This is a genomic window from Prosthecobacter sp. (assembly GCF_034366625.1).
GTDB lineage: Bacteria > Verrucomicrobiota > Verrucomicrobiia > Verrucomicrobiales > Verrucomicrobiaceae > Prosthecobacter.
On record NZ_JAXMIH010000010.1, the window covers coordinates 187233 to 204273 of the forward strand.

Below are 17041 nucleotides of genomic sequence, written 5' to 3' on the forward strand. Positions count from 1 at the left end.
AGCGTACCGTTTGCCTATGGCGCAGACCCTGCTACCCTCGCGACCCCCCGCCCCCCAAAAACTGCCCATGACCCCCGATAAAATTCGTAACATCGCCATCATCGCTCACGTCGATCACGGCAAAACGACGCTCGTTGACGGGCTGCTGCGCTCCAGCGGCAATTTCCGCGAAAACCAGGCCATCGCTGAACGTGCAATGGACTCGATGGACCTCGAAAAGGAGAAGGGCATCACGATCAAGGCGAAGAACACGTCCGTGCATTGGAACGGCCACATCATCAACATCGTCGATACGCCCGGCCACGCCGACTTCGGCGGCGAGGTGGAGCGCGTGATGAAGATGGTCGATGGCGTGATGCTCGTGGTGGATGCCTATGACGGCCCGCAGGCACAGACGCGTTTCGTGCTGAAGAAGGCGCTGGAACAGGGCATCAAACCCATCGTGCTGATCAACAAGATGGATCGCGCGAACATCGAGCCTTTGAAGGTGCATGACAAGGTGCTGGAATTGTTTCTCGATCTCAACGCGACTGAAGACCAGTTCAACGCCGCCTTCCTGTATGGCAGCGCACGCGCCGGCTGGGTGAGCGACAAGCCAGACGGCGAGCACCACGACATGACCTACCTGCTAGGCAAGATCGTCGAGCACATCCCGGCACCGAAAGCGGAGATCGAAGGCAGCTTTGAGATGCTCGTCTCGAACATTGATTGGGACAATTTTGTGGGCCGTGTTGCCATCGGCAAGGTGACACGCGGCAGCGTGAAGCTCGGCGATCGCATTTTCCTGCTCGGCAAGACGCCGGAGGAAAAAGCCAAGCCGGTCAAGGTGACGAAGGTGTTTCAATACACGACACTGACCACCAGCGACTCCGTGGAAGGCACGGCGGGCGACATCGTGGGCATCAGCGGCTTTGAAGATGTCGATATTGGTCAAACGGTGGCCGGTGCGGCAGATGCACCGTCGTTGCCGTTTGTGGCCATCGATCCGCCGACGATTGTGATGCAGTTTTCGGTGAATGACGGCCCGCTGGCCGGTCGCGAGGGTGATCACGTCACCTCGCGCAAGATTCGTGACCGTCTGGACCGCGAGCAGAAGATGAATGTGACGATCAGTGTCAAGGACACGGACACGGCGGGCATTTTTGATGTCAGTGCCCGTGGCTCAATGCAGATCGCCGTGCTCGTCGAGCAAATGCGCCGTGAAGGCTTCGAAGTGCTCGTGTCCCGCCCGATGGTGATCATGAAGCGCATTGATGACGTGCTCTGCGAGCCGTTTGAGACGCTCTACGTCGATGTGCCGGATGAATACCTCGGCAACGTGATGAAATCGATCTCCGAGCGCAAAGGCAAGATCGAGGACATGAACGCGCACAGCGGACGCACCAGCCTGCAGGCCTACGTTCCAACACGCGGATTGATCGGCTTCGAGTTTGATCTGATGAACCAGACCAGCGGTCATGGCATCCACAGCCATCTCTTCAGAGAATACGCCCCGCATGCCGGGCCGATGCAGACGCGCGGCACCGGCACGCTGGTCAGTACCGAAGGCGGCGAAGCCACCAGCTATGCACTGGATACGATCCAGATTCGCGGCAAGCTCTTCATCGGCCCGGGGGAACTCGTCTATGACGGCATGCTCATCGGTGAAAACCCACGTGCGGACGACCTGCCAGTGAATCCGACACGCAGTAAAAACCTGACCAACTTCCGCGAAGCAGGCGGCACCAAGGCGATCGCGCTCTCGCCGCCAGTTCGCTTCAGTCTGGAACGCGCCATCGAATACATCGCCCCCGATGAGCTGGCAGAATGCACGCCCAAGAGCATCCGCCTGCGCAAACGCACCCTCGACAGCAGCACACGCCAGCGCGAACGGAAGAAGACCGAAGCGCAGCTCGAAGGCGCGGCTTAGTCAACCCTTCCACCGTTTGTTGGAGCGTGATCCAAGCGGATCACGCCGGGTCTTGGGGCCGTGAGACCGCCTGCACCGGTGCCTGCGGTGTGTAGAAGCGCGGCAGGTTGCTGGCGCTCATCGGACGTGGTTTGGGCACAGGCGCTGCGCGAAGGTCGATGACGCGTGTGCCGGTCCATGCATCATGCCAGCCGCTGTCGGCACCCCCGAGAAAGGAAAACGCCTCAAAGGGAACCATGCGGGTGAGGCTGCGCCCGAGAACTTTGCCAAACGAGAGCGGCTCGCCCGTGACTGAAACGACCTTGGTGCCGGTGATCCATTTTCCCAGGGATCTGCCACAGGCTCCCTCGAAACAGCTGTAATACATCATTGTCATGACACCGGTGAGCAGCATGTCCTCCAAGAAACCGATTTTATCGAAGATGGAGGCAGCCTCAAAGGTGATGCCCAGCTCATCAAGGGTGACCAGGACAATGCCGACAACAAAGAAAAGGCCGAAGACGGCCACCCGGTCGATCAAGTAGTTGAGGAACCGCTTCCCGCTGCCCGCGCTCGGGGCATCATGCAGGACTTCTTCTTCGATTTTCACCACATTGGACTGTGGTGGTGCATACGGATTGATGTCTTCCGGGTTCATCAGGCGAAAATTCAGACCTCAATGCGTCAGCGCGTAGAAGATGATGTTGATGCCGAGCGGATAGGCGTACTTCTCAGAGAATTCGCGGAAGTACCACGGGTCGGTGCCTTCCTGCTCCCAGCCTTCGCCGGTGTCGGTATTCCAGCAGATGACCATCATGAGGCGGCGCTTGTCATCGAAGATGCCGCGGTAGTGGACGTGCTCGGAGCCGGGCTTGTCGAACTCCCAGGTGATGCCCTGGTTGATGACGTACTCGGCGTAGCGGATGTGCGGGATCTGCGGCTTCACCTTGATGGGAAAGACCATGTGGAAGATTTCGTGCTCCAAGGGAATCTCCTCGATTTTGCGGTCAGGCCAGATCTGCTTGAGCGCGACTTCAAAATTCTCCCAGGCTTCGGTGCCCCAAAAATCATCGACCATGATGAAGCCGCCGTTGAGCATGTAGTCGCGCATCGTTTTGGCCTCCTCGTCAGTGATGCTGATGTGACCCACCTCGATCATGTAGAGAAAGGGGTAATGGCGCATCTGCTCCGGGATGATGTCCACGATGGCCCCGTTCGGATTCACCTGGAGGGAGGTGAGCTGCTGGAGACGGTAGGACATGTTCAAGTCGGAGTCCGGATAGTCCGTGGACCATTGGCGGCCACCGCCACGGCTCCAGCGACCGCCATAGGCTGAATTGTAGCGGATGCGGGCGAAGGTGAAGACGTCGTTGGGCAGTTCCTTGCTGACCGGCCAGGTGGGATAGATGTCGTAGCCATTGCGGCGGTACTCGCGCGGATTCTCCGGGAGGCTGCCGTCGTTGATGCCGAAATTCTTGGGTGTGCCGCCGCCCTTGTCATCCTCCGCCGCCCAGGCGAGACACGCGATCAACGCAAGGGCTGCAACGAGGGCTTGTGCGGCACGGGAAGGTTTCATGCGGGAATGATACGTTGCTCTGCCCTGTCTCCTGCGGGCTTCTTTGGTACCGGTGGTCGGACTCGAACCGACACGTCCTCACGGACACAAGATTTTGAGTCTAGCGCGTCTACCAATTTCACCACACCGGCGTTGTCTCAAAGAAGCGGGCTTTAGATAGCGAAATCAGCGGAGCTTTGCAAGGCTTTTGGCGGACCAAGAATCTCCTGCATCAAAATCGCCTGCCGCATGAGGGCGGGATCACGGCGCAGGTTGTGCACGGCGGCGAGGACGGAGACCTTGGGGGTGGTCTGCTTCTGCTGCGGGAAATTGTTTTCCTGCATGACTGGGGCCGGAGTTGTGGAAGCAGCGGCCACCGGGGAGGGCGGTGCAACCGGTGCGGAAGTGCGCACAGGTCGCTGCCGCTGCTGTTGAACCGGCGGCGGCCTGCTGGCGGGCTGGGGCGGCGGCACCGGTGCCTGCGTCTGCCTGGCGGTCTCCTGCAGTTCCTTCCACGCCTTGCGCAGTTCATCCCACGCCGAGGGAGCGGCGGGAGGCGGCAGCGGTGGCGGGCCGCCTTGGCCGGTTTGTTTGCGCCACGCGGCTTCACGCAGGCGCTGCTCCTCGGGATCAGGCGGCGTTCTCTGCGCGGCCTCACGCTTCAACTGCCAGTTCTCCCACAGCCATTTGATGAAGCCGGCAATGACCGCAATGACGATGATCGCCATCTGGAACGGATCAACGCCGGTGCTCAACAGAATCGGTTGCATGGCAAAAACGTGGCTGAGCTACTTCGAGTGCGTATCACCGGCGATCTTGCTGCGCATCTCGGTGTCAGCGAGAACGTTTTTATACTTGGTGTAATCCATGACGCCGAGCTGGCCGTTGCGGAAAGCTTCGGCGATGGCCAGCGGCACCTGCGCCTCGGCTTCGACCACGCGTGCGCGCATTTCCTGAGTTTTTGCGGCCATTTCTTGTTCGAGTGCGACGGCGGCGGCACGGCGCATTTCAGCCATGGCCTGAGCGATCTTCTTGTCTGCTTCAGCCTGCTCGGTTTGCAGTTTCGCACCGACGTTTTCGCCCACGTCGATGTCGGCGATGTCGATGGAGAGGATTTCAAAGGCGGTGCCGGCATCGACGCCTTTGTGCAGCACGAGTTTGGAGATGCTGTCGGGGTTTTCGAGCACGTCTTTGTACGAAGCGGAAGAACCAATGCAGGTGACGATGCCTTCGCCGACACGGGCGACGACGGTTTCCTCCGTGGCACCACCGACGAAGCGGTCGAGGTTCGTGCGTACGGTCACGCGGGCGCGGACACGCAACGAAATGCCGTCCTTGGCCACGGCGTCGATCTTGCCGCCACGGCCCATGTCAGGATGCGGGCAGTCGATGACCTTGGGATTGATGCTGGTGCGCACGGCTTCGAGCACGGTCTTGCCGGTGCCTTTGCAGGCGAGGTCGATGGCGCAGGCACGGTTGTAGTCGAGCGGGATGCCGGCCTTGTCAGCGGCGATGAGCGAGAGCACGACGTGTGTGACTTCTCCGCCTGCGAGGAAGTGCGCCTCAAGCTGGTCGGTATTGATCGGAATGCCGGCCTTGGCCGCGGTGATGCGTGTGTCAACGATCAGCGCGTTCGGTACGCCCCGCAGCCACATGGCGAGCAGCGTGGTGATGCTCACGGGAGCGTTGGCGACGCGGGCACGCAGCCAGAGATTGAAGAACTTCCCGACAATCAGGAAGAGAACGAGCGCGACGATGATGACGGCGCCAATGAGGAAGAGTTCGAGGGGGCGTGGCATGGTTGTTGGGGTGAGTTGGAGTGAAAAAAATCAGGCGGTGAGAGGGCGGACGAGCAGATTGCCGGGTTCGGTGGCGATGACTTCGATGCGCGTGCCAGCGGCCACCAGGCCCGTCTGGCAGCGCACTTCGTAGCGCTTTCCGTCAATCTCCGCACGGCCCAACGGGCGCAGTTCGGTGAGGGCGTGGCCCTGTGCACCGAGGGCGGCCGTGATGCAAACCGGCGTTTCAATGCTGGCCGTCAGCGTCATCGACCCGCGGAAAAACTTCACCGCAAACCAGCGCAGCCAGACGAGCAGGACCGCCGCCGCAAAAACGAGAATGCCCAGTGCCAGCAGCAGCCGCATGCCAGAGCTCCAGCCAGAAAGTTCCTCCGCCATCACCGCAAGCCAGACCGCCGCAAGAATCGAGATCGTGCCGAGAATCCCCGCCACCCAGCCGGGCAGGAAGGTTTCCAGCATGATGAGGAAGATGCCGAACAACGTGAGGATGGCGATGCTGGCGAGCATGTGACTGCAATGCTGTACGCGGCACGGGAAGGCGTCAACACGCGATCACACTTCGATGAAGCAACGGCTAGGGCGTCCGCTTGGGAATCAGCGAGCGGCGCCACTCTTTCGCGCCTGCGGGAATGTCCCCGAGGTTCAAGTAGGTCGGTGAAGCAGGACTGGCGAAGGTGGTGCGTGCGAGACGCGTGGCATCCGCCGTCGCGGTGACTTCGAGCAGGTTTTTGGCCCCCGGTTTCACCGGCCCTCCGGCCGGCGCACGCGCCAGGATCGGATCGCCCCCCAGTTCGCTGCGCGGTTCGATGCGTGTCCAGGTGTTCGCAGACCAGTAGTCCCCTTTCCAGGAACGATTCGGGCTGCTGGGAACATAAATCGCGAAGCGGTCAAACAGCACCTCCGGCACGTAGCGGCTGCCCACCCGGCTGGCGAGCGGCGGATCGGTGGGATCAGGACGGCTTTCAGTCGATTCGATCAGATATTCCTTGTCGTCGATCTTCACCACGCACCACGCATGCCCGCCGAGATCGCCGTAACGCCCCAAGGCAACACGCACCTGAAACCCGCGCGACATCAGCCAGTCGGCCAGGAAGATCGAGGAATCCTCACAATCGCCGCGCTGCATGCGCTGGGTCTCATCCGCGAACTGCCAGCAGTCCATCTGCTCCTTTTTGGCAAAGCTGGTTCCCGCCTTGGCACCGGGATCATTGGTGTAGAGGCAGTTCGTGTGGACGGCGGACCAGATCGTGAAAAGCTGCTGCACGCGTGACTGGTTTTTCGCAAACGTCGCCGGTGGCGCGTAGCCGGTGAGGAATTCGTTCACGTAACGAAAATGGCCGGAGCTGTCAGCGGCGATCACCGCGTACTTGCGGCGGCACTTCGGACATTCCAGCGCCATGCTGCGCTGCGCGCGAGAGAGCTTCATGAAATGCGGCTGCTTGCAATGCACACAGGAGCTGAAAAACGGCTCGTCCGAGGACTGGGACAGCGCCTCCGGCGTGAAATCACGCAAACGCTGGCCCAGCACCAGCAACGCCTCATGCATCAGTCCGCTGGCACGCGGACGCAACGCCACGGCCATGTGCGTCATCTCAGGCTGGGCACGGTGTGCATATTCATGAAAACGCTGCAGCAGTTCGCGCAGGCTCGGGCTGCTGGCGGAGCAGACAGAGACGCGGTAATAGCGCGGCATGCCTTCCTGAACCAGTTCAGTGACCTTGTTGAGGTTGGCCGTGTCTATTTTGGGGAACTCCTTGTCCAGCCAGGCCTCCATTTCCGGATCTACCCGCAGCATCGGGGTTTTCGCCGCCAGACGTGAATAGTTGAACTGATCCACCACATCAATGCGGAACCTTGCCGCGCTGTATTGGCCGCCCGGATTGGTCATCATCTCTCCAAACCGCATTTTCCAGCCATTCAGCCAGCCCTCCTTCATCGCGGCAATCCCCCCCGCCAACATGACGGCGGAGGCAATGGACCAAGTGATGAGACGGCTGTTCATACGTCTTGGATTATAGTTTTTATAACACTCGGCGCAACGAAAACCATTTCTCTGACAAAGTCCTTACAGAATGCCGCCCTTCCCACGAATTTAGAGCCGAGACGGCGCTATTTTTTGACCGTGAAGGGAATACGCGGGGAGTAGGGCCACAGCTTCGGAGCGCTCATGCCGATGGCCCCGAACAAGGTGCCGGGACTTTCGTCCACGTCATCGCGTGGATCGCCAAACCAAGCCGCCTGTGGATTGCCGGTCGTGTTGGCCACAAAGATGCCGCCCTCCTCCGAACGCCCGATCAAGACCCCGAGGGTACGAATGCGCTTCGGGGCCTTGTAATAGGTTCCGGCGGGTGAGACGACCTCTGCCTTGTACTCTCCAGCAGGGAACAAAATCCTTCCCTGGCCGCACTCCCGGGCTTCCTCTTGGGCCACCACGATGCCTGGGGCGTCTGGAGATGCGATTTCGACGGAACCGCAGGCGGCCAGCAGCAGCGGAAGAATAAGGCAGAAAGTACGGGGCAAATTCATGCGGTTGGGGGTGGGTGATCTGGGTGGGAAGGCTGCTTCAGCATCAGGATTCATGCCATAAATCATTTTGTCTTCAAGACGAGCGTCACCCGGCGCACTTCCGCCACACTCTGCCCGGCAATCTCCAGCGCCCGCAGCGTGAGCAAACCGCGCCCCGCCCGCAGATGGATCGTGCCGAGCGAGAGGCTATGGAAATCGCGCATGTAGCTTTCCCCCTTGCGGGACGCTCGGTCCTGGTCGTCCAGCAGACGCGGATACCAGCCCGGCGTCACCTTGCCGGTCGTTTTGGCATCGCCAAAACTCAATTCGATCAGCGAACCCGCGTCGGGCTCCGGGCAAACGTAATCAATGCTCACCTCGTATTCGCCCGTTGTATGAACGTCGATATCCCAGGTCATGAAGTCCTCCTTCGTCTTCCAGTTCACGAAATACGAGCAGTTCGGCGCTCCGGAACTGCGTTTGATGTCGCCATGCGGCACGCCATCACGCGCTGGCAGCATCGTGACCGGAAACTCCGCGTAACCGACTGGATAAGGCCGGTCATCGGCGAAATTGGCACCGCCTTTGCCCTTCGCCTTCCCCTTTCCTTTGCCAGCAGCGGCTGGTGCCATCGCATACGGCCTCCCAAACACCTCCTGATGCCATTTCGTCCCCGCAGCGGCCAGTTTCGCCGCGACCTCGGGTTCTTCGCTGGCGATGTCCTTCGTCTGCTTGGGATCAGCGACGATGTCAAACAATCCGCCCGAAGCATCCAGCCGATGTGTCTGGCTCCGCACGCTCAAACGCCCCCCGTTGTAGTTCATCAGCTCACGCGGCCCTCGCTTCCACTCGCCACCCGACAGCAGCGTGGAAAAATCCCAGCCATCGAGCGGCTTCGTGCTCACTGATTTCACCCCCGCCAGCGCTGTGATCGTCGGCAGCAGATCAATCGCCCCCGCGATCGGCGTGATCGTGGTCCCCGGCTTGATCTTGCCCGGCCAGCGGAAATACAGCACCGAGCGCACGCCGCCCTCATCCGTCACGCCCTTCTTGCCCTTCATGCTGCCGTTCCAGCGCACGCTGTTCGGTCCGTTGTCGCTGAAATACACCACAATCGTGTTCTCGCTCAGCTTCAACTCCTCCAGCTTCTTCAGCACACGCCCCACGTTCATGTCGATGTTGTCCATCATCGCCAGCACTGTGCGTGTGACATTGATGTCCTCCGCTTCACCATCCGCGCCGCGCATCGTCACCGGCGAGTCCTTGAACTTGTTCCAGTGCTCGTCCGGCACGCTGAAAGGCGAGTGCGGCGTCGTCAGCGGGATGTAGCAGAAAAACGGCTTCTCACGGTTCGTCTCGATGAACTCAACCGCCTTCCCCACCAGCACATCCACGATGAAGCCCTTCGCACGGAACATCTTCCCGTTGTGCTCCAGCGGCGGGTCAAAATACTCGCCCCAGTGGCCGCTGGTGTAGCCCACATACTCCTGAAACCCGCGGGCGTTCGGATGATACGGCCACTGGCTGCCATTGTGCCATTTGCCAAACGCACCCGTCGAATAACCCGCCGCCAGAAAACTGTCCGCAACCGTCTTTTCATCCGTGTTGAGCCGCTCCTGACCCGTCGAGACACCGAGCACACCACCGCGCGAATGATACCGTCCCGTCAAAAACTCCGCCCGTGTCGGCGCGCACAGCGCACACACAAAGAACCGGTCAAAACTCGCCCCTGCCTTCGCCAGCGAATCAATGTTCGGCGTCTGGATGTTGGTGTTCCCATTGAGACTCAAATCACCCCAACCCGAATCATCCGCCAAAAACACCACCACATTCGGCGGCGCCGCTGGGAGTGAACACACCGCAAAAAGAAGTGAAAAGAGACTAAGTCGAATCATGGCCGCCCCGTAACGCACTTCACACCACCCGGCTATCACCCCCTCTTGCCCCGTTCCTCTCTATTTTCATCATTTCTCATTCTGGTTTTTGTCATGGCACAGACGCATGAGCTGCGCGGAGGCCTTGGGCGGAAAGAACACGATGCCAGCTCTGTTCTTGTCGCACCATGAAGCTTATTTTCACCGTGATGCTGGGACTGGGGACCACGCTTCTCGCCGCCGCTCCCAAACCCAACATCGTCTTCATGTATGTGGACAATCTTGGCCACGGCGATCTTGGTTGTTATGGCAACCGCGAGGTGAAGACGCCGCGCATTGATCGTCTCGCCGCCGAGGGGGTGAGGTGCACGGATTTTTACGTCGTTTCATCCACCTGCACGGTGTCACGTGGTGCCTTGCTGACGGGGCGGCATCCGTTGCGCAATGGACTGGTGCATCAGTTGCGCACGGTGGAAAACTGGCATGGCGTGGGGCTGCCGCATCGTGAGAAGATCATGCCGCAGTATTTGCAGGAGGCGGGTTATGCCACGGCATGCTTTGGCAAGTGGAACATCGGCTTCGCGACGGGAAGCCGGCCCACAGAACGCGGATTCGATGAGTTTCTGGGCTGCCGCTCGGGCAACATCAATTACTTCACGCACACCTATCACGGCGAGTATGACATCTTCCGCGGCACGGAGCGTCATCATGTCGAGGGTTACAGCAGCGACATCTTCGCGGACAGCACCTGCGATTACATCCGCCGACACGCGAAGGGTGAGAAACCGTTCTTCGTTTATCTGCCCTTCAACGCGCCGCACTACGTCAGCAGCATCAACATGAAGGAGGGCGAGAAGGCCGAGTGGCAGGCTCCACCAACGGCATTTGCTCGCTACGGCTGGGCGGCGGACGATGCGAACGAGAAGCACCGATACCTCGCCGTCCTCACGGCGTTGGACGAAGCCGTGGGCCGTGTGATCGACACGTTGGACGCCACCGGTCTGCGCGAGAACACGCTGGTGATGTTCATTTCCGACATGGGACCAATCCTGCGGCCCACGCATGGACTCGGTGTCGCCAGCGCGGGGATTTATCGTGATGGTGCGCCGAGTTTGTATGAGGGCGGCGTGCGCGTGCCGGCGATTCTCCGCTGGCCGGCCAAGATCAAGCCCGGCAGCGTTTCCAGCGCGATGCTGAGCCATCTCGACCTGCTGCCGACCTTTCTCGATCTCGCAGGACAGTCGATGCCCAAGGATCGCGTGCTCGATGGCCGCCCATGCCTTGCTGCGCTCACCGGCGCGGCGCCATCGCCGCATGAACGGCTCGTGTTTCACCTCGGCGGCACCGCCGCACTGCGCGAGGGCGCTTTGAAAATCATCCGCCCGAACGCGAAAGCAGCGTGGGAACTCTACGACCTTGCCAATGATCCTGCCGAAGCCAACAATCTAGCCAAGGAACGCCCTGCTGACGTCGAACGCCTGGCCACCGCTTTTGCGCAATGGCAGGAGGATGTGAAGAAGGATGCCAGCGAACCCGTTCTCTTCAAACTCACCCCGTCCAAACCATGATCCGCCCTCTGCTTCACCTTTGCGCCATTCTCTTTGTCACCTGCGCCTCCGCCCAGGAGGTGTCACTTCCCTCGAAGGATAAACTTCACCTCTACCTGCTCGTCGGACAGTCCAACATGGCCGGACGTGGCGTGGTGGAGGAGCAGGACAAGACGCCCCATCCACGTGTGCTGATGCTGAGCAAGGAGGGCAAGTGGGTGCCGGCGATTGATCCGCTGCATTTCGACAAATCAGCCGCAGGCGTCGGACTCGGCAAGACCTTTGCCCAAATCGTCGCCGAGGCGAATCCAGGCGTGACGATTGGACTCATCCCATGCGCCGTGGGCGGCTCACCCATCGACACCTGGAAGCCGGGCGTGTTTTATCCGGCCACGAAAAGCCATCCGTGGGATGACATGGCGAAGCGTGTCGCGCTCGCGCTGCCCGCCGGCACGCTGAAAGGCATCCTCTGGCATCAAGGCGAGAGCGACAGCAAGCCTGAACTCGCCCAGGCCTACGAAGCAAAGCTGCATGATCTGGTGAAACGTCTGCGCGAACTGGTGAATGCGCCCGAAGCGCCCTTCATCGCCGGTCAGATGGGCAAGTTTGATGGTGTGCCCTGGACGCCGGAAGCCGTCATCGTGGACAAAGCGCATCAAGATCTGGCCAAGAAGGTGCCGCACACCGCATTCGTCAGCGCCGAGGGGTTGAAACACAAAGGGGACAAGGTTCACTTTGATTCGGCTTCGTTTCGGGAACTCGGAAAACGTTATGCGGAGGCGTATTTGAAGATGGTGAAGTGAGGTGATGCGGAAAAGGACATGCTTCAGGGCCGTATCCCCATGCACCATGATTCGCCGACTCCTTCCACTCGCTCTTCTGTTTGTAACACCATCTCTCCACGCTGAATTCAAAGCCGGGGCTGCGGTCATCGACATCACGCCGCCGAAACTGCCCGTTTTGGTCAATGGCGGGATGCTGAGCCGCTATGTGGACAAGATCAACACGCGCGTGAATGCGCGGGCCATCGTGGTGACGGATGGGAAAGAACAGATCGCCATCGTTGTGGCCGATAGTTGCATGATGAGTCGTGAAGTGCTCGACGAAGCGAAAAAAATGGCCGCAGCGAAGACGGGTATCGCAATGGATCACATGCTGATCTCGGCCACGCATGCGCATTCGGCACCCGCATCAATGGGATGCCTCGGAACCGATCCTGATCCGAACTATGTGCCCTTTTTGAAGGAGAAGCTGGTGGAGGCCATTGCGGCGGCACAGGCGGAGCTGAAGCCAGCACGCATTGGTTTTGCCAAGGGGAACGCGGCGGAGTTCACGGCACTGCGGCAGTGGATTCGGCGACCGGATCGCATCGCGGAAGATCCATTCGGCAACAAAACGGTGCGCGCCGCCATGCACGCGGGTGCCAAGTGGGATGATGCCGTGGGTGAAGCGGGGCCGGAAGATCCTGATCTGTCACTGATCTCGATTCAGACGAAGGACGGCAAGCCGCTGGCGGTGCTGGCAAACTTCTCGATGCACTACTTCGGTGATAAAGACATCAGTGCGGACTACTTCGGGCTGTTCTCGGAAGGATTGAAACAGCGCATCGACCCGCAAGGCAAGATGGTGGGCATCATGTCGCATGGATGCAGCGGGGACATCTATCGCGTGGATTACACAGTGCCTGCGGAGCAGCGACCCAAGCCGACCATCGACGAATACACGAACGGACTGCTCGACATCGCGATGAAGGCCTACGCAGGCATCAAGTATGGCGACCAACCCGTGATCGCGATGGCGGAGAAGCGCATGACGCTGAAATACCGTGTGCCGGACAAGCAGCGTCTCGAATGGGCACAGCGCATCGTCGCGGAGATGGGAGATCGTTTGGCGAAGACACCCACGGAGGTTTATGCACGTGAGCAGATCATCCTGCATGAGCGGCAGCAGACGGAGATCGTGGTGCAGGCGCTGCGCCTCGGCGACATCGGCATCGCGACGACGCCGAATGAAACGTACGCGATCACCGGCCTGAAGATCAAAGCCGCCAGTCCCCTGCCTTACAACATGGTCATCGAACTGGCCAATGGTGGCGACGGCTACATCCCGCCGCCGGAGATGCATGCCTGGGGCGGCTACAACACTTGGGCGGCACGTTCCGCCGGTCTGGAAGTGATGGCGGAGCCGAAGATCGCGGCTGCGGCCATCGAAATGCTCGAAAAGGTCGCCAACAAGCCACGTCATCAATGGAAACTCAGCAATGGAGCGGCGGCGAAGGCTGTGCTGGCTCTGAAACCCGCCGCTTACTGGCGCTTGAATGAGTTCACCGGCCCGGTGGCTGCTGATGCGAGCAGCCATGGACACGACGCGACGTATGAGCGTGATGTGGCCTACTATTTGGAAGGCCCGAAGTCGCAGGCCTTCTGCGCCAACGACAACATCAACCGCGCACCGCATCTGGTTGGCGCCCGCATCCGGTCACGCTTTGCCGGTTATGGCGACCACTACTCGGTTTCCCTCTGGTTCTGGAATGGCATGCCGAATGACGGACGCGACACCAGCGGATGGCTGTTCTCCATCGGTCACGATCACAGCCTCAGTGCGTACGGCGACCACCTCGGCATCGGCGGCAAAAGCGGGCACACGGGCAAGTTGATCTTCTTCACCGGCACGGACGATAAAGCCCTCGTGGCCGGCAAGACCGAGATTCCACGCTGGCAGTGGCAGCATCTGGTGCTGGTTCGCGACAAGAATGCGGTGCGTGTTTACCTCAACGGCACACTCGAACTCCAAGCTCAAAACCTCATTGATCCCTTCCAGCCCGTGGGAGAACTCTTCTTCGGCGGGCGCAGCGACAATGAGTCGAACTGGGAAGGCAGGCTCGATGAGATCGCGGTGTTTGATCGTGCGTTGACTGCGGAGGAGGTCGGGAAACTGGGGGTGAAATGAGGGAGTGAAGCTGTTCATGCACACAGCCTTTTGCGCCGAACTGTCCCTTGCATCCCCCTTCCCGCTGGCTAACAGCGTCAGTCCCTGATTCAAACAGGGCTGCGGGAATACCCGCAGACTCTTCATGTCAGAACACAAGAATTCAAACAGTTGGACCCTGGCCCTCGTGGCTTTGGGAGTGGTTTTTGGGGACATCGGCACCAGTCCGCTCTATGCGCTTCGGGAATGCCTCGCCCATGCCGGGTATGTGCCGGGCAAGGATGGCGTGGAAATGGTCTATGGACCCATCTCGCTGATGTTCTGGTCGCTGACCCTCATGGTGTCGATCAAGTACCTCAGCCTGCTCAGCCAGGCCACTGCGCAGGGAGAGGGCGGCATGTTTGCTCTGCTGTCGCTACTGCGGTCGAAAAAAGACGCGCTCACGCCGCGCAGCACGGCCTTCGTCGTGCTCGTGGTCCTGTTCGGGGCGGCCCTGCTTTATGGCGACGGCATGATCACCCCCGCCATCTCAGTGCTCTCCGCCGTGGAGGGTCTGAAACAAGTGAGCGAGGGCATGTCGCAAAAAGTCATCGTGTACATCTCCGTGGCCATCATCTTCGGCCTGTTCCTGGTGCAGAAACACGGCACCGCGCGGATCGGCGTGGCCTTCGGCCCGATCATGATCCTCTGGTTCGCCACGCTGGCGGGGCTGGGGCTGTATCGCTTCATTGAGCATCCCGAAGTCATCTCCGCGCTCTCCCCGCACTGGGGTTTCAGCTACATGCTGCATCACGGCTATCACGGCATCGTCATCATGGGCATGGTGTTGCTCTCGGTGACCGGGTGTGAGGCGCTGTATGCCGACATCGGCCATTTTGGGGCCAAACCGCTCAAGCGTGCCTGGTTCATCCTGGTCTATCCATCCCTGGTCCTCAACTACCTCGGCCAGGGGGCACTGGTGATCAGTGATGCCAACGCGCTGGAGCATCCCTTCTTCAAACTCGTGCCGCAATCGCTGCTGGTGCCGATGGTCATCCTTGCCACCGCCGCCACCATCATCGCCTCCCAGGCCATGATCACCGGCGTGTACTCGCTCACCCAGCAGGCGGTGCAGCTCGGCTACCTGCCGCGTCTGAAGATCATCCATACCAATCCCGACGTGCGCGGCCAGATCTACATGCCGCAGGTGAATTTCCTCCTCATGACCGCCTGCATCGCGCTGGTCATCGGCTTTGAGACCTCCAGCAATCTTGCCTCCGCCTACGGCCTCTCCGTCTCCCTGGAGATGTTCCTCACCAGCATCCTGTTTTTCTTCGTGGCACGCCGCATCTGGGGCTGGGCCTTCTGGAAGGCCTTCCTGCCGGTGCTCGTTTTCACCATCATTGAGCTGGGCTACGTCACCGGCAGCCTCGTCAAATTCATGCAGGGCGCGTGGTTCCCGCTCGTCGTCGCCGCCGGCATCTGGATCGTCATGAAAACTTGGACCGATGGCCGCGCCATTCTGTTCCAGGCCATGCAACGCGGCCGCCTGCCCGTGCAGTTCCTCGTCGATGAGATCAAAAAGGACCGCATCATCCGCGTGCCCGGCACCGCCGTCTTCATGTCCGCCAGCGCCGACGGCCTGCCGCTGGCCCTGCTGCATCATTTGAAGCACAACAAGGCCCTGCACCAGCAGGTCGTGCTGCTCACCGTACGCTTTGAGGGCGTGCCCTACGTCCAGGACGCGACCCGCCACGAGATCAGCGAGTACCACAATGAGTTTTACCGCGTGCTCCTGCGCTACGGCTTCTCCGAGTCCCCGGATGTGTTCAACGACCTCTGCCAGGCCATGAGCGAGAAGACCAAGGTCAAACGCAACGGCATCACCTTCTACCAAAGCCGCGAGGTGCTCCTGACCAACGGCCCCGGCAAGATGGCCGCATGGCGGAAGAAGCTATTCGTCATGCTCTCCCGTCTCTCCCGCCCCGCCACCGGCTACTTCGATCTTCCGCCGCGGCAGGTCATCGAACTGGGCATCCAGTTGGAAGTGTAAAAGAAGCGCGCCGCATGGTTTCATTCCGTCTCCCCCTCCTTTTCCTGTGCCTGTTGGCAGGAGGAAACGTCCAAGCCCAAACTTCCACCCACGCCAACGTGCCCTACGGCACGCATGAGCGGCAGGTGCTGGACTTTTACCAAGCGAAGGCCGAACAGCCGACGCCGCTGCTGTTTTTCGTCCACGGCGGCGGATGGATGAGCGGGGACAAGGCCAATCCCGATTTTCTGGTGAAATGCCTCGAAAACGGCATCTCGGTGGCCTCGATCAACTACCGCCTCATCGCGGATGCCACGGCAGCGAAGATTGACCCGCCAGTGAAGGCCTGTTTGGACGATGCAGCGCGAGCCTTGCAGTTCGTGCGCAGCAAGGCGGCTGACTGGCACATCGACAAAGACCGCATCGGTGGCTGTGGCGGCTCGGCGGGTGGTTTCACGGCGCTGTGGCTGGCGTTTCACCCGGACATGGCCGACCCGAAGAGCGCGGATCCAATTTCCCGCGAATCAACCCGGCTGCGCTGTGTGCTGGCCTTCGTGCCACAGACCACGCTGGACCCAAAGCAGATGCAGGCGTGGATTCCCAACAATCAATACGGCAATCACGCCTTCGCTCTGGGCAGCATGCAGGAGTTCCTCGACAAACGGGAGCCTCTGCTGCCGTGGATCGAGCGCTTCTCGCCTTATGCCCTCGCCAGCTCGGATGACCCGCCAGTGCTGCTGTTTTACGACAACACGCCCAACCTCGGCCAGCCCTACAAAGACCCGCCGCACTCTGCCAATTTCGGCGCGGGTATCGCCGAGAAGCTCAAAGCCGTCGGGATCGAGCACGAGATCAATTACAACAATGACTACGCCCACATGAAGTGGCCGGACCTGTTCGGCTTTCTGGCGGAGAAATTGAAAACCAAGTAATG

14 protein-coding genes and 1 tRNA gene are annotated in these 17041 nt (G+C 60.3%); 6 read left to right on the forward strand and 9 right to left on the reverse strand.

The genetic code is table 11. The features are described from left to right. Positions 1-67: 67 nt before the first annotated feature. A complete protein-coding gene (gene typA, locus U1A53_RS13325) occupies positions 68-1909 on the forward strand; it encodes a translational GTPase TypA (RefSeq protein WP_322281610.1) in 1842 nt (613 codons plus the stop codon). A gap of 40 nt (positions 1910-1949) precedes the next feature. On the opposite strand, the gene U1A53_RS13330 is transcribed toward typA, so the two are convergent. The 9 genes from U1A53_RS13330 to U1A53_RS13370 all read right to left on the reverse strand — a co-directional run bounded on the left by U1A53_RS13330 (position 1950) and on the right by U1A53_RS13370 (position 9606). After that, positions 1950-2546 (reverse strand): RDD family protein, encoded by a 597-nt coding sequence (locus U1A53_RS13330; protein WP_322281612.1) that lies wholly within the window; start codon positions 2544-2546, stop codon positions 1950-1952. 18 nt (positions 2547-2564) lie between these two features. After that, positions 2565-3464, reverse strand: coding sequence for a DUF4159 domain-containing protein (locus tag U1A53_RS13335; protein ID WP_322281613.1), 900 nt, complete (start codon positions 3462-3464; stop codon positions 2565-2567). Positions 3465-3508: 44 nt separating this feature from the next. Continuing rightward, positions 3509-3595 (reverse strand) — tRNA-Leu (locus U1A53_RS13340). A 21-nt stretch (positions 3596-3616) separates the two neighbouring features. Further along, positions 3617-4213: a hypothetical protein gene (locus U1A53_RS13345; RefSeq protein WP_322281615.1), complete on the reverse strand. Its 597-nt coding sequence runs from the start codon at positions 4211-4213 to the stop codon at positions 3617-3619. An 18-nt stretch (positions 4214-4231) separates the two neighbouring features. Continuing rightward, the gene (gene floA / locus U1A53_RS13350) at positions 4232-5242 is read right to left on the reverse strand and encodes a flotillin-like protein FloA (RefSeq protein WP_322281616.1); all 1011 of its coding nucleotides are present in this window, start codon (positions 5240-5242) and stop codon (positions 4232-4234) included. 30 nt (positions 5243-5272) lie between these two features. Further along, entirely contained in the window at positions 5273-5749 is a 477-nt protein-coding gene (locus tag U1A53_RS13355; RefSeq protein ID WP_322281618.1) for an NfeD family protein, read from the reverse strand. A gap of 67 nt (positions 5750-5816) precedes the next feature. Beyond that, positions 5817-7244, reverse strand: coding sequence for a hypothetical protein (locus U1A53_RS13360; protein WP_322281620.1), 1428 nt, complete (start codon positions 7242-7244; stop codon positions 5817-5819). Positions 7245-7351: 107 nt separating this feature from the next. After that, entirely contained in the window at positions 7352-7768 is a 417-nt protein-coding gene (locus U1A53_RS13365) for a hypothetical protein (RefSeq protein ID WP_322281621.1), read from the reverse strand. Between the two features lie 62 nt (positions 7769-7830). Then, positions 7831-9606 (reverse strand): arylsulfatase, encoded by a 1776-nt coding sequence (locus U1A53_RS13370; RefSeq protein ID WP_322281622.1) that lies wholly within the window; start codon positions 9604-9606, stop codon positions 7831-7833. A gap of 203 nt (positions 9607-9809) precedes the next feature. Between U1A53_RS13370 and U1A53_RS13375 the strand changes: the two genes are divergently transcribed. From U1A53_RS13375 to U1A53_RS13395, 5 genes are all read left to right on the forward strand, one after another. Beyond that, positions 9810-11189, forward strand: coding sequence for a sulfatase-like hydrolase/transferase (locus U1A53_RS13375; protein WP_322281623.1), 1380 nt, complete (start codon positions 9810-9812; stop codon positions 11187-11189). Further along, positions 11186-11971, forward strand: coding sequence for a sialate O-acetylesterase (locus U1A53_RS13380; protein ID WP_322281624.1), 786 nt, complete (start codon positions 11186-11188; stop codon positions 11969-11971). The genes U1A53_RS13375 and U1A53_RS13380 overlap by 4 nt, the downstream gene beginning before the upstream one ends. 46 nt (positions 11972-12017) lie before the next feature. Then, positions 12018-14117, forward strand: a complete 2100-nt coding sequence (locus tag U1A53_RS13385; protein ID WP_322281626.1) for a neutral/alkaline non-lysosomal ceramidase N-terminal domain-containing protein — start codon at positions 12018-12020, stop codon at positions 14115-14117. 124 nt (positions 14118-14241) lie between these two features. Next, a complete protein-coding gene (locus U1A53_RS13390) occupies positions 14242-16128 on the forward strand; it encodes a KUP/HAK/KT family potassium transporter (RefSeq protein ID WP_322281628.1) in 1887 nt (628 codons plus the stop codon). 98 nt (positions 16129-16226) lie between these two features. Then, positions 16227-17039 carry an alpha/beta hydrolase gene (locus tag U1A53_RS13395; protein WP_322281630.1) on the forward strand — a complete coding sequence of 271 codons (813 nt, stop codon included), beginning with the start codon at positions 16227-16229 and terminating at the stop codon, positions 17037-17039. Positions 17040-17041: the final 2 nt, after the last annotated feature.

Bases quoted from the DNA above. Each gene is read 5' to 3' on its own strand.
- U1A53_RS13335 (WP_322281613.1), bottom strand. From the start codon at position 3,464: ATGAAACCTTCCCGTGCCGCACAAGCCCTCGTTGCAGCCCTTGCGTTG.
- typA (WP_322281610.1), top strand. From the start codon at position 68: ATGACCCCCGATAAAATTCGTAACATCGCCATCATCGCTCACGTCGAT.
- U1A53_RS13385 (WP_322281626.1), top strand. From the start codon at position 12,018: ATGATTCGCCGACTCCTTCCACTCGCTCTTCTGTTTGTAACACCATCT.
- U1A53_RS13390 (WP_322281628.1), top strand. From the start codon at position 14,242: ATGTCAGAACACAAGAATTCAAACAGTTGGACCCTGGCCCTCGTGGCT.
- U1A53_RS13360 (WP_322281620.1), bottom strand. From the start codon at position 7,244: ATGAACAGCCGTCTCATCACTTGGTCCATTGCCTCCGCCGTCATGTTG.
- U1A53_RS13355 (WP_322281618.1), bottom strand. From the start codon at position 5,749: ATGCTCGCCAGCATCGCCATCCTCACGTTGTTCGGCATCTTCCTCATC.
- U1A53_RS13330 (WP_322281612.1), bottom strand. From the start codon at position 2,546: ATGAACCCGGAAGACATCAATCCGTATGCACCACCACAGTCCAATGTG.
- U1A53_RS13375 (WP_322281623.1), top strand. From the start codon at position 9,810: ATGAAGCTTATTTTCACCGTGATGCTGGGACTGGGGACCACGCTTCTC.
- floA (WP_322281616.1), bottom strand. From the start codon at position 5,242: ATGCCACGCCCCCTCGAACTCTTCCTCATTGGCGCCGTCATCATCGTC.
- U1A53_RS13365 (WP_322281621.1), bottom strand. From the start codon at position 7,768: ATGAATTTGCCCCGTACTTTCTGCCTTATTCTTCCGCTGCTGCTGGCC.
- U1A53_RS13345 (WP_322281615.1), bottom strand. From the start codon at position 4,213: ATGCAACCGATTCTGTTGAGCACCGGCGTTGATCCGTTCCAGATGGCG.
- U1A53_RS13380 (WP_322281624.1), top strand. From the start codon at position 11,186: ATGATCCGCCCTCTGCTTCACCTTTGCGCCATTCTCTTTGTCACCTGC.